Origin of the sequence: Mesorhizobium sp. M1050 (assembly GCF_040318715.1) — a bacterium.
Classification (GTDB): domain Bacteria; phylum Pseudomonadota; class Alphaproteobacteria; order Rhizobiales; family Rhizobiaceae; genus Mesorhizobium.
In genome coordinates this window covers 25952-39040 of record NZ_JAMYMV010000030.1, presented here as the reverse complement: position 1 = coordinate 39040, position 13089 = coordinate 25952, and the positions used below count along the sequence as shown (strand labels likewise).

The following is a 13089-nucleotide window of genomic DNA, read 5'->3' as shown; positions in this document are numbered from 1 at the left end:
CATCGGGCTTAGTGGTCAGCGTATAGCCGTTGAAGGTGACCTCCACGGTAGTGCGCGTCCCGTTTTCGATGGTGACCTTTTCTCCGGGCTTGATGATGTCCGGATCTCGGGACGAATCGAAAAGCTCAGGATTCGTCCGTCTGAGATCATCCAGCGATACGCCATATTGCTGCGCGATAAGGGTCAAATTGTCGCCGGGCTTGACCTCGTGCTCGACGGGCTTGCCGCCATTGATCTTCTCGGTGATGGTCGTCGTCACCCGGCCGTCCTTGTTGGTGACGATCTTGGTTTCGGTCCCCGTTTTCGGATCGACGATCGTGGTCGTGGTCTCGCCCGTTTTGGTGTTGTGCACACTGTTGCGGGTCTTGCCGTTGCCATCGACGGATTGCGAGGTTTCCTTGCCGTCGGCCGTGGTCACGACGGAGCGTTCGTCGTGCTGATAGTCGTGCGAGTAGACGGTCTTGTCGCCGGTGTGCGGGTCAACGAGCTCCACCGACTGCACGTCGCCATTGCCGCTTGCCGCTGCCTGCGTCTTGACCTGATAGCCGGCGGCCTGCAGTTCGGCCATCACATGCTCGCTGGTGAGGCCGTTGTCCTGCGCGATCTGCTCGATGCTTTTCCCGTCGGCCAGACCTTGCTTGATGTTCTGCGTGCTTTTCCCACCCGGATCCTGCGCGGCCGCCAATATGGTTTTGTGGCCGTCAGGACCGGTGACGGTGGTCACGGGAAGGGACGGACCGGCGCCTGGCGTCACCGTTTCCACCGAAGCACCGTTGGGCAGCGACGTTCGCTCGGTGACGGTGCCCTTGCCGAGATCGTCTTCGTAACGCGTCGTGATGGCGCCGGTATCGGGATTGTAGTTGCTGGTTTCCTTGCGCCCGAGCCCATCCCGGATCGGTGTGGTGGTCGCGGTGCCGTTGGGTTGCTCGACGCTCGTATAGTAGCTGTCGTGTTGATAGTCATAATATTGCGTGACGGTTCGGCCGCTGGCATCCGTGATTTTCGTTGTCTGCACGTCGCCATTGCCGCTGGGGTCGGCGGTCGACACGGTCATCCCGCCAGACCTGAGCGCGGCGATGACCTGGTCGCGCGTCGTGCCGCGGGCAGACGCAATCTGGTCGATGCTTTTGCCACCGGTAACGTCGTTGACGATGTTGCGGGCAGTCGTCGCTTCCGCGGCGTTGTCGTCGGGCTTGCTTGCGTCAAGTTTCACCGGCATCAGCGTGGGTGCCGCGAGATCAGTCCGCACATAGAGCGCCGGCGTCACCGTCGTGCCGTTGCCGGATGTGCCGGTGCTGGCGTTCAACGCCGGCGCTGCCGGAGCCGCAGCCGGCGGCGGCTGAAGGGAACTCAGTTGCGTGTTCACCTGCGCCAGTTCCTGGCGGGCCTGCGCCGCCCAGTCGCGCTCACCCATCCGGTTGGCGAGCCTGATCTGCTCCCGGAGCTTCGCCGCCTGCGCCTCCAGCCGCGCTATCTGCTCGGCGTTTGCCGTGGCATTGACCTTTTGCGGCTGGACGGGCGGCTTGTTGAGCGTTACCAGGCGAACCATCTGGACGACCTCCGGAATCACTGTTGCCGGCAGCCTGGCCGCCGGCACGCCCGCCCGATCGCACCCTTTCGGATGTTATCGAGGGGGCTTCCAATAAATGCCGAAAGCGGCAAGCTGCTCTTCCGACTGTTTTACCCGTTCTGCGGCATCCGTTTCGGACCGCGCTGCCGTCAGTGCCGCCAGAAGTTCGACGGCGGCGAACGCCGGCGCCATGCTTCGGAAGAACGACTGCGAATTCGACGTGACGATGATTGTCTCCCGCGCGATCCGCGTCAGCGGAGACACGCTGCTGTCAGTGATTGCCACCACGCCGACGCCCTGCCGAGCCGCCTGGCGCGCCACGTCGATGGTCGTGCGTTCATAAGGCGCCGTGCCCACAGCCAGCAGCACGTCGCCACGTCCCGCGTGCTGCAGGGCATTCAGGCCTTGTCCGGCCATCTCGCCGACAAGCGTCACCTTGCGGCCAGCGCCAGCCAGAAACGACATGACGTGAACGAAGTGGCTTGCGACCGGGTAGGCGGAGCGTGAGCCGAGACCGAAAAGATCGCGCGATCTTGCAAGCAGGTCGGCGGCGGCAATGAACTGCATGGCATTGCCGTATTCACCAAGACTTGAAATCTGGGCCGCAAGCGTGTCGGCAACGACGCCGGCCGTCGAATATCCCGGATCGCCACGCTGTTCGATACCCTGTCGCGCCGGCTCCCCGGCGATCGTCTCCCGCAGAGCGCGCGCATAAAGGCTGCGCATATCCTCGTAGCCTTCAAGCCCAAGCCATCGCGCCAGCCGCATCATCGTGCTGTGCGAAACACCGGCCTGGTTCGCCTGCTCGCGCATCGACATCAGTGCGACATCCTTGGGATGATCCAGCACGAAACGCGCGGCGACCCGCAGTTGAGGCGGCATATTCTCAAACCGTTCGACCAACAACTCGGCCAAAGGACCTTTTTCCATCCTGAAATACCCCATTCACCCGCCTGGCAGATTACTCCTCACACGTTGGCAATGCAACACTTGGAACTTGAGTGGCTCATATATTCCAAATGGACTTTCAATTTCGGCCATGCTGCCTTAGAGTGCCTTGGCAACCTGCCGGATCGCAGCGGTGTGAGTCCGGAGTTCGTAATGAATAGTCCCTCAAGGAGACAATGATGGCTGCTACCCCTCCCATTACCTCCGGCTCTACCGGGTCGCCGGAACAGAACCTGGACAAGATGATCAAGCAACAGGAGCGCATGTTTGGGCTGGAGATCACGAAAGAGATCGCGAAATCCCAACATGACATGCTGATGAGCACCGCGAAGACGCTCGGCCAATCGGCTGAAAAGGCCTGAGCCAGCGGATTCTCGAACCCATACGCCGCCGCAAGCAATCGGCGGCGTACTGCACGGCCTTTCAACGCCGTCGTCTGGCTGCATTTGAAATCGTCATCGGCGGGAGATGAAGTGGCATGACCGCTAGCCCTATCGGCAGATATCTGGATCCGGCGCCGGCGCGCCGGTTCCGCTCGATTATCGCTCCCTCCCCGGCAGCCGGACATTCCGTCGCGCTCAGCGTAACCCACGGATTTCACGCCGGCGCCGAAATCAGTCTGGTCGACCCAGTCTTTACGATCGGTTCCAGCACGGAGTCGGACATCGTCCTCAGGGATGCCGGCATCGCGCCGATCCATGCAAGGCTGCGGCGCCAGGGCAGCCAGTTTGAAATCGAAGCCATTGGCGGCGATGTCGCACTGGCCACAGGCGAGACCATCCACGAGGGACATGGCAGCCGCTGCAGGCTGCCGTTCACCCTAAGCGTCGGTGACGCCGGCATCCAGTTGGTCAACTCCGAACGCCCATCGAATCGGTGGGCTGTTTCCAATCGCCCTCTCCTGGTTGCAGGCAGCGTTCTGCTTGCTGTATTCGCTGTTTCCGTCGCGGCGAACGGGTTCTCCTTCGCCAAGCCCGATATTGGCCAGAAGCTGGCCTCACAAGACGGCGAACCGGTCAGGATGGCCTTTGCGGGTGACGCAGGGCAAGAAGTCCTGGACGATTCATCGCCGGCGCAAATCCAAAGTGCCGCCGACGCGGAAAGCCAGCTCAAGCAGCATCTCGAGCAATCCGGCATAAGTACATTGACCGTTCAGCGATCATCGGGACGCCTCGTGGTCTCGGGGATGATCCCCAATGACAAAAGTGGTGTCTGGACGGAAACGCAATCCTGGTTCGACCAGGCGTTTGGCGCGCATATTGCGCTGGTCTCCAACGTCATGATCGGCAACGCGGAGCAGGCTCCGCGCCTGACGCTGCAGGCAATCTGGTATGGCGAGCGGCCATACGTCATTACCGCCGACGGCGCACGCTATCACGAAGGCGCATTCACGAATGACGGCTGGACCATAAAGCACATCGGCGAGACGGAACTTCTCCTGACCAAGGGCGGCGCCACGGTCGCGCTGAAATATCCGTGAACCGCCGGCTTGAAGGGCCGCGGTTCGACACGGCAAGGGTTGACACACCCGGCCGCGAGGTCCGGCAGGCCGAAAGCGTACGCGGTCAATCCATCCACCGGCGACGGATGAATGGTGCCGACAAAGCCACAAACCGTGCCCAGGGAACGAAGTCAGCCGCTGGCACGGAAATGTCAGAAACTGCGGAATTCCAGCGCTCTCAGGGTGCCGCCGGGGAATCGCTCGATGAGATACTCGTCAACTTCGTCATGCCCAATATTCCCGAGCCAGCCATCCTGCGGCGCTCCGTGCCAATTCTCCAGCATTTTGTAACGCACCTGGTCCCTGACCTTGAGGGCGGCGAGCAACTCAAGACACTCGCCAGAACGCTGATGGAGGATGAAATCGAGCGTCATCGCGATCTGCTTGGTCGCATGCAGGAAGGAATCGAAATCTGACCGACCCGCATGACACCGTACACCTGCTGCATGTCTTGGGCTGTCTCTATGGATGTCACGGGCAGGCAAAGCGGGGCGCGGCGTACCTGCTTATCGCTGCACAGCTCTCGCCGGGAAATGCCGGCGTGCTGCGGACATTGGCGCACCTGCTCATACTCGATGGCGAGGCGGAAAAGGCGCTTGCCACGATCGCCAGGCTGGAGACCTTGGACGGAATGGACCACCCGGCGCTTGCATTGCTGAAGAGCCGCGCCTTGCTCGTGGCCGGGCGCAAGACCGAGGCGCGCAGTGCCTTGCTGAGCTTCCTGTCGCACCGAGGTGTTGAATGACCATATCGGAGCGACTTCTGCGATTCCTGGCCAGGCTTTCACGCCGCAGCGACCTGGTCATTGCCGTCCTGCTGCTCGTCGCAGTGGTGATGATGCTTATCCCGTTGCCGACATTCCTCGTCGACATTCTCATCACCGCCAATATCGCCATCAGCGTGCTTATCTTGCTGGCTTCGTTTTACGTTTCTCATCCGCTCCAGTTCTCGTCGCTGCCGTCGGTCATCCTCATCGCCACCTTGTTCCGGCTGGCCATCACGATCACGACCACGCGACTGATCCTGCTCCAGGCCGACGCCGGGGATATCATTACCGCTTTCGGTACCTTCGTCGTCGGCGGCAGTATTGCGGTGGGCTTGGTCATCTTCCTGATCATCACCGTCGCGCAGTTCATCGTGGTTGCACGGGGTGCCGAACGCGTCGCCGAGGTGGCCGCGCGCTTCACGCTCGATGCGCTGCCGGGCAAGCAGATGAGTATCGATGCCGAGTTGCGCAACGGCGACATTGACCAGGCGGAGGCACGCCGTCTGCGCCAGCAGTTGGAGCGCGAGAGCCAGCTGTTCGGCGCGATGGACGGCGCCATGAAATTCGTCAAGGGCGACGTCATCGCCGGGATCGTGATCATTCTGGTCAACCTTGTCGGTGGGTTCGCCGTCGGAACGCTGCAGCACGATATGTCCCTGGGGGACGCGGCTGCCACCTACTCGCTGCTCACCGTGGGTGACGGGCTGGTGGCGCAGATACCGGCACTGCTCGTCGCCGTGGCCGCCGGTACGATGGTGACGCGCGTCGGCAGCGCCGACGGAACTGGCGATCTTGGCCAGCAAATAACCAGCCAGCTCCTGCGGGATTCCCGAGCGCTCGCGCTGGCCGCGGTGATCATGGTCGGCCTTGCCATGGTGCCGGGCTTCCCCTTTATCGTGTTCCTGATGCTTGGTGCCTGCTTCGGAGCGGGCGCCTATGCAGTCAATCGGCGCACAGCCCAGGAATCCGAGCCCAAGGACATCGGCCAGCTGCCCGAACGGTCGGGGAATTCCGCCTCGCTTTCAGCAATCCCCACCGGAATACTGCCTCCTTCCTATCGCGTCGTGGTACGCCTCGGAACAGAACTCGGACGCTCGATTCCCGAGCCCGAATTCGCCGCGCTCGCCGACGGCGTGCGCCGCGAACTCTTCGGCGATCTCGGCATCGACGTTCCGGCTATCGGCACGCAGGTCGACGAGATGCTTTCACCACGAAGCATCCGCATCGATCTGGAAGGAGCACCCATCCTGGATGCCGAAATTCCAGCCGACCGCGTTCTTGTCGAAGCGGACGCAACGCATCTCGATCTGCTCGAAGTGACCTACGAAAAAGGTCCTTCGGTTGCCGGTCAGCGCAAATTCGTGTGGGTCGATGACAGCGACATATCGGTGCTGAAGGAAGCCGGCTTCGCCTTCTCCACACCGGCCGAAACAGCGGCCAGATGGACCGGAAATTCGCTTCGGCTTTATGCCGGCCATTTCGTCGGGATTCAGGAAACACGCAGGCTTCTGTCGGACATGGAGCCGGATTATGCAGACCTGGTCAGGCAGGCACAGGAGATCGTGCCACTGCAGAAGATCGCGGAAGTGCTTCGCCGGCTCGTCGGTGAAAACGTGCCGATCCGCAATCTGCGCCTGATCCTCGAAGCCCTGATCGAATGGGGCCAGCGCGAGCAGGACGTCGTCCTGCTGACGGAATATGTTCGCACATCCCTGAAACGCCAGATCAGCTTCCGCTCCGCCGGCCGCACCAACATCATCGCCGCCTATGTCCTGCAGCGGTCGGCCGAGGATATCCTGCGAAACGCAGTGCAAAGCACTTCGACCGGGACATTCCTGAATCTTTCCGACGATGATGCGCAGGCCCTGGTCACCGAAATCGAGCGGGCGCTGGCGCAGAACTCCACCGATGTCTCGCCGGTGGTCCTCGCCGCGATGGATGTGCGGCGTCATATGCGTAGCCTGCTCATGCACAATGCCATCGAGCTTCCGGTTCTGTCCTTCCAGGAACTCGCGCAAGAATTCAACGTCCAGCCGCTGGCCACGATCTCGGGCCGCTCGGGCAAAGCCGGCGCGCGCAGCGTCTCCCAGTCGTTGCCATCGGCTCAGCCGAAGGCCGGGCAAGAGGCAACCTCATGACGCCAGCCGGACGGACGGGGACATTTGGGGAATCAGGAGAGGAACGGCATGACAATCCACGATAGCGCAGCAGGCGTTCGATCAGCCGCTGTCGCCAGGCGGACGGATTTGCGCCGGCTCGCTATCGCGACGGTTGGCTTCCTGCTGGCAGTCTTGTTCACATTTGCCGACGCGTCGGCGCAGAAGGTTTCGCCCTTGTCGAGCAAGCCAGCGCTCGACCTGCCGGTCGGGCAAGGACGCTTGCTGCGGATCTACGAACCGGTCGAATCCGTCCTCATCGCCGACACCACGATTGCAGACCTTCAAGTCGTGTCGCCGAGCATGGTCTATGTGTTCGGCCTCAAACCCGGCCTGACCAACCTCATCGCGATCGCCACCGATGAGCAGATCGAGGCAACGGCCCAATTCCGCGTCACGCCCGATGTCACGCCCGCCAATGAAGCGAAGCATGCAATGCAGCCGAACTCGGCGACAAATCTCCATATTTTCGGAACCCGCATTGTTGCGAAGGGCGAGGCACGCGGCGTCGACGAGGCAAGGGATCTCGACAATGTCGCCCGGACATTCTCGCCGGCGCCAGCGCGATGACGACGGGCAAGAATACGGCACGCAACCGCATATCCACCTCTCCGTATTCAAGCCCGCCCCACCTTACACAGGCCAGCGCGGCCCACTGGAACCACGACAGTGCGATAAGATTGCAACATGGCCGAAGAAGCTGAGGAAAAGAAATTACCAGCGTCCGACAAGAAGCTTCGTGACGCCCGCCGCAAAGGCCAGGTTTCGCAAAGCCGCGACCTGGTCTCCGGCTTCACGCTTTTCGCAGCGCTCGCGTATCTTTATTTTTCCTGGCCGATGCTCTTCAGCCGCCTTTCGGAACTCGTGCAGACCGTGACGGTGCCCGGCGGCTCGTTCGGGGAGGTCAGTTTGCGGGCCATCCGGCATTCGTTTTCGTTGCTGATGCTTGCGACATTGCCGCTGGTCGGGATCGTTGTCGTTTTCACCATGGCCTTCGGCATGCTGGGGACATTCGGGCCGGTCTTCTCGTTTGAGCAGCTCAAGCCGCAGTTCGATCACATAAACCCGGCGAAGGGCCTTCAGAAAGTCCTGTCGCTCCGCAACGTCGTCGAGTTCATCAAGGGCCTGATCAAGGTGGTGTTGCTGGCAAGCCTGTTCGTATTCGTCTTGGCCGAATGGCTGCAGCCGCTCTTCGATGCGCCAGGCTGCGGTCAGTCATGTCTGGAGCCGATTATCAAGGCGGTGCTGACGCCCCTTGGAGTTGCCGCTGCCCTGGCCTTTGTCGTTATCGGCTTGATCGATGTTCCCGTTCAGCGCTGGCTGTTCCTTCGCGACATGCGCATGACGACAACTGAATACAAGCGCGAGCACAAGGATCTCGAAGGAGATCCATTGATCCGCCATGAACAGCAGCGACAGCGGCGCGAAACGGTGATGCAACCTGCGAAGCTGGGCGTGAAAAATGCCGTCATCGTTTTCGCGTCCGCCGACCGCGCCGTGGCGTTGCGCTACGTTAAGGGCGAAACGCCTGTGCCGACGGTCGTCGGCAAGGGTCAGGGCCGCGCCGCCCACGAGATAATGGCTCAAGCGCGCCAGGCAGGTATCCCCATAGTTGAGGATGCGGCAGCCGCCGAAACACTCTTCGAGCAGGCGAACACCGGATCTTATATCGGCCAGCAGATGTTTTCGCCGGTCGTTCGCCATCTCGTCCGGCACGGGCTCACCTGAGGCAGGATCGCCGCAGAAGTGCCCGGCAAGCATTCCCACTCAATTGTTTAAACAGTATGCACCAACTGAAATTGCTGACAAATTTATTCTGACGGTGAGAAGATTCCGAAGCTGGGCCCGTCAAAAAGTCACAGTATTGAATTTAAAAAGAAAATCGCCGTGAAAATTTTTATGAGGTTTCGCCAACTATCGGGACCAGTCGGACGATTTATGCCCTTCTCGTCCTCTGGCGACGCGCCCGAATCTGCCCCTAAAACCAGCGTCATCAAACCATATCGCGCTTAGAAAACCAATGCCATCGGGGTCTCGGCAGGTCTCGGCACTGGCTGCATTGATGTTGCGCAAATGTTTATCTGTCGACCCAGGGACCGCCTGCCGCCCAACGCGCATTGAAAGGCGCAGCCTCCGTCGTTGCGATCGTGGGCGGCATGACAAGCTCGGCGATGCGCGCCTGGATTTCCGAAGTGGTTCTTGTGCGAGGGCGACCTCGGTCCGTCTCAGAAACGCCGCCCACTGGACTTGCTTTGCCTCGGCGAAGCCCGTCGTCAGCGCCAATGGCGTCTCGGTGGGAAGCGGCGTTTCACGGCGCTCGAAGGTCGTCTGGAACGCCCGCGCCAGAACTTCTCCTTCAAAGGCGAAGGCGCCCGCCCGGATGAAGTTCCACGGCACTGATCGGCGGCGCGACGACAAGCTCGGCCTCAAGCCAAGCAATCTCGGCGTCGAGCGGAGCCTTGCGCTCGACCACGCGATCGGCCGAGATCACGCCTTTGATCCGAGGTCGATCATCCGCTCCAATTCACCGCGCCGCTTGGCAAGCTCTCTCTCGATCCGGCCGCGATTGTTCGCCGGGTCAGAGTGGCAAGATCGATCTCTCTGTCAAAGCGCAGGTTCCGCCCACAGCATAGTTGCAACTCAACCAGCGACGCTGACAAACTGTCAGTGCCGTTGCCCATACGGGGTTCGCTCTGCGCCACGGGCATGTCCACGGGAAGGAACATGGGACCCGCCGACGGCAACAAGAGCCCCTTCCTCCTCAGCTCTCGCCGCCAGATGTAAATCTGCTGCCGCGTCACATCATGCCGCTCGGCAACCTCAGTCACGGTCGCCCCTCAATTCCAACCGACATGACGATGTCGAGCTTCTTGTTATCACCCCAGCGACGCCGCCGTTCAGCACCAAGAATCTCGACACGCATCGCAAACGTCGCACAAGACACGCCGCAAACGACGCCATCACGACGATGTCAGGCAGGCGGTGACAATCGGGCGGTTACGGGAAAACTGCGGCTCCGCCGACAGCTTGAAGTGCGTCGCCGTCTCGCGCGTCATCCAACCGGTATGCAGGCAAAGGAGCCGTCAGGCTGCGCAATGTGTGGATCGGCGTACAAAATTCCTTTTGCGCGAAAAACCAGGGTCCGATTCGGTGGTAATTGACACACCGACGAAGAGATTGCCGACGGTTATATCCTTGCTTGCTGTTCGAACCCGGTCGGCCATGTGAAAGTCGACGTATAGCAACCATTCCGCGATCTTTGATCAAGGTGCGTCTTCAAGCGCGGCGGCGCCTTGACGGTCCGCGGTCAACCCAAGTCGATAGGCGAAGCTGTTGATGAAACGCGCTTCACCGACAGGGCAACCTTGATTGGCTGCTTCCTCGAGCCGCGGCCGGGTTTCGGCCAAGCTCAGTGATGAGTTTGATCCACCAACAGCGCCCAGAAAGCGAACAGCGGCGCATCCAGCGATCTCATGGCGTGTTTGATGCCTGGCGGATTGTAGAATGATCCGCCGATGCCCGGCGAAAACCAGGCCTTGTCACCCTGCTTGAACTCGCCATGTGAAAGCACGAGGTAGGTCTCTTCCGGCGGATGATCGTGGTCGGGATAGCGGACGTGAGGCGCCATCAACGTGACGCCGAGCCACAGATCGTTTCTGTCCTCAATGCCGCCTGGGCCAAGTATCATCGCGTTGGCATGACCGTCGCGGAAATTGCTGCTTGCAGACGGGTCGGGGTTCGATTTCAGCCGCCATTCGAGCAACGGCTCGATCGCCTTGAAGCGTTCGACCAGATTGCGAAGTGTGGACGGAACCGTCTCTTCTGCCAACGCCGGGCCGAGATAGGAACAGAAGCAAACGGCTCCCAGCCGTGGTCCTTTCAGGCCCGGGAACCTCCGCTTGGGCGAAGAGCTGGATGATCGATCGGCGCGACCGCAGGTCGTGGGAGAACCGGTCGAATGCCACGAATGCGGTGTCTACAAAATATTGCAGCGCGTCACTTCTGACCATGACCGAACCCTTGTTATGAAGAGCGAACGTTGTCGTCCGCCGCCCGGCAATCAGATATCTTTCGCCAAGCGAAGTGCGTCGTAGATCGCAGCGTGGGTGTTGCGAGCTGAAACGGCATCTCCGATGCGGAAGAGCTGGAATAGGCCTTGCGGATTCCGCACCACCGACTGCGCTTGTCCGGCAATGAGCTCATCATGCGAAATCTCGCCGTGATTGGTCGATTTCGGTTTCAGTTCGAAATAGATGTCATCGAGCGGAAGGGTGCCGTGATTGACGACAACCTGGTCCACGACGCGCTGCTTGGATATACCGCCGTAGTCGCTGCCGACGTTTGCAATGAGCTGGTTGCCATTCTTTTCAACAGACTCGAGTCGATAGGTAACGGTGAAGGTCACATCGAGTTTTTGAAGAGATCTCATGTAGGGCACGAGGTTCATAGCCATGACCTCGGGTGAGAAGGACCGGTCCGGTGTCATGATCTCAACCTTCGCTCCCGCGCCAGCGAGGAATTCCGCGGCCTGGAGTGCCGCGTGGTCACCGGCGTCGTCGAAGATGAGGACATTGCTTCCCGGCTTCACGTCTCCGGAAATGATGTCCCATGACGACACCACGAACTCGTTGCCCTTGGAAAGGACGTCGGTATGCGCCACCCCGCCCGTCGCAACGATGACGACGTCGGGATTTTCCGCCTCGATGGTTTCGGCCTCCGCCCAGCTATTGAACTTGATGGTCACTCCATGCTTTTCGCACTGGGCCATGCGCCAGTCGATGATGCTCATCATCTCCTTGCGGCGCGGGCTCAGCGCTGTCAGGCGGATCTGCCCGCCAGGGTCGCTGGCGGCCTCAAAGACCACGACCTCGTGTCCTCGCTCACCCGCCACGCGGGCGGCCTCGAGGCCAGCCGGACCTGCGCCGACCACGACAATCTTCCTGCGGGTTTCTGCCTTGGGGACGATGTGCGGCATGGTCAGTTCGCGGCCGGTCGCGGCGTTGTGAATGCAGTATGCCGCTCCGCCCTGATAGATGCGGTCAAGGCAATAGTTGGCACCCACGCAGGGCCTGATTTCGTCTTCGCGCTTTTCAATGATCTTCCGCACGATGTGTGGGTCAGTCATGTGGGCACGCGTCATGCCGATCATGTCAACTTTGCCCGATGCAATCGCGTGGCGCGCAGTCGCCACATCCGGTATTTTCGCTGCATGGAAGGTTGGAAAGTTGGTCGCGGCGCGAATCTCGCCGGCAAAATCAAGATGCGGCGCATTCGCCATTCCCTGGATCGGAATGACGTCCGTCAGGCCCGCATCGGTGTCGATATGGCCGCGGATCACGTTAAGGTAATCGACAAGTCCGCTTTCCTTGAGGCGCTTGGAGATTTCTATTCCCTCCGACACGCCATTGCCGCCTGGAAGAGCCTCATCCGCAGTATAGCGCACGCCCAGGATGAAGTCCTCGCCGACCCGTGACCGGATCGCCTTCAAGACATCCATGCAGAAGCGCATGCGGTTATCAAGCGCACCGCCATAAGGACCGTCAAGTTCGTTCGTGAGAGGAGACGTGAACTGGTCGAGCAAGTGGCCGTAGGCCTCGAGCTCGACGCCATCCATCCCGCCTGCTTTCATTCGCTCCGCTGCGTCCGCGAAGTCCTTGATGATGCGTTCGATATCCCAGTCTTCAATTTTCTTGGGAAATGAGCGGTGTGAGGCTTCTCGATGATGGGACGGCGCCACAACCGGAAGCCAATCGCCTTTGTCCCAGCGTGTACGCCGTCCAAGATGGGTTAGCTGGATCATGATGGCGGCACCCTCTTCGTGCACCGCATCGGTCATCTGCCTGATCCACGGCACGATCTCGTCCTTGTAGGCGAGCAGGTTGTTGAAAACCGGAGGACTGTCTTTCGAGACGGCCGCGGACCCGGCCGTCATCGTCATCGCCACACCGCCTTTCGCCCGCTCCACCGTGTAAGCAAGATAGCGCTGCTTCGGCATGCCATCCTCCGGATAGGCAGGCTCGTGGGACGTCACGATAATGCGATTGCGCAGGGTTAAATGCTTGAGTTTGTACGGCTGCAGAAGGGGATCGCTCGACATGACGGACTCCGAGACTGGGAGGGCAAGTACGAACGCTATCTGGAAATGTAC

The 13089-nt window shown here is 60.7% G+C and carries 11 protein-coding genes and 1 pseudogene; 7 read left to right on the top strand and 5 right to left on the bottom strand.

The genetic code is table 11. The features are described 5' to 3' along the window. Positions 1-1624 precede the first annotated feature (1624 nt). Positions 1625-2485: a MurR/RpiR family transcriptional regulator gene (locus tag NKH57_RS17770; RefSeq protein WP_352945778.1), complete on the bottom strand. Its 861-nt coding sequence runs from the start codon at positions 2483-2485 to the stop codon at positions 1625-1627. A gap of 212 nt (positions 2486-2697) precedes the next feature. Between NKH57_RS17770 and NKH57_RS17765 the strand changes: the two genes are divergently transcribed. From NKH57_RS17765 to NKH57_RS17735, 7 genes are all read left to right on the top strand, one after another. Beyond that, entirely contained in the window at positions 2698-2880 is a 183-nt protein-coding gene (locus NKH57_RS17765) for a hypothetical protein (protein ID WP_031260038.1), read from the top strand. A 116-nt stretch (positions 2881-2996) separates the two neighbouring features. After that, a complete protein-coding gene (locus NKH57_RS17760) occupies positions 2997-3998 on the top strand; it encodes a SctD/MshK family protein (protein WP_352945776.1) in 1002 nt (333 codons plus the stop codon). Further along, positions 3995-4435 (top strand): hypothetical protein, encoded by a 441-nt coding sequence (locus NKH57_RS17755; protein ID WP_031260040.1) that lies wholly within the window; start codon positions 3995-3997, stop codon positions 4433-4435. The genes NKH57_RS17760 and NKH57_RS17755 overlap by 4 nt, the downstream gene beginning before the upstream one ends. Before the next feature lie 125 nt (positions 4436-4560). Continuing rightward, positions 4561-4764 (top strand): hypothetical protein, encoded by a 204-nt coding sequence (locus NKH57_RS17750; protein WP_352485947.1) that lies wholly within the window; start codon positions 4561-4563, stop codon positions 4762-4764. Continuing rightward, a complete protein-coding gene (gene sctV / locus NKH57_RS17745) occupies positions 4761-6923 on the top strand; it encodes a type III secretion system export apparatus subunit SctV (protein ID WP_023758749.1) in 2163 nt (720 codons plus the stop codon). The genes NKH57_RS17750 and sctV overlap by 4 nt, the downstream gene beginning before the upstream one ends. A gap of 48 nt (positions 6924-6971) precedes the next feature. Continuing rightward, positions 6972-7511: a pilus assembly protein N-terminal domain-containing protein gene (locus NKH57_RS17740; protein WP_352945773.1), complete on the top strand. Its 540-nt coding sequence runs from the start codon at positions 6972-6974 to the stop codon at positions 7509-7511. A gap of 117 nt (positions 7512-7628) precedes the next feature. Next, positions 7629-8669 carry an EscU/YscU/HrcU family type III secretion system export apparatus switch protein gene (locus NKH57_RS17735; protein ID WP_352945771.1) on the top strand — a complete coding sequence of 347 codons (1041 nt, stop codon included), beginning with the start codon at positions 7629-7631 and terminating at the stop codon, positions 8667-8669. Positions 8670-9297: 628 nt separating this feature from the next. On the opposite strand, the gene NKH57_RS17730 is transcribed toward NKH57_RS17735, so the two are convergent. The 4 genes and pseudogenes from NKH57_RS17730 to NKH57_RS17715 form a co-directional block, all read right to left on the bottom strand. Beyond that, positions 9298-9432 (bottom strand): hypothetical protein, encoded by a 135-nt coding sequence (locus NKH57_RS17730; RefSeq protein WP_023758752.1) that lies wholly within the window; start codon positions 9430-9432, stop codon positions 9298-9300. Between the two features lie 19 nt (positions 9433-9451). Continuing rightward, entirely contained in the window at positions 9452-9769 is a 318-nt protein-coding gene (locus NKH57_RS17725; RefSeq protein WP_352945769.1) for an IS66 family insertion sequence element accessory protein TnpB, read from the bottom strand. 581 nt (positions 9770-10350) lie between these two features. Continuing rightward, a pseudogene (locus tag NKH57_RS17720) lies at positions 10351-10951 on the bottom strand (dimethylsulfoniopropionate lyase). A gap of 50 nt (positions 10952-11001) precedes the next feature. Further along, positions 11002-13038, bottom strand: a complete 2037-nt coding sequence (locus tag NKH57_RS17715; protein WP_352945767.1) for an oxidoreductase — start codon at positions 13036-13038, stop codon at positions 11002-11004. Positions 13039-13089 lie beyond the last annotated feature (51 nt).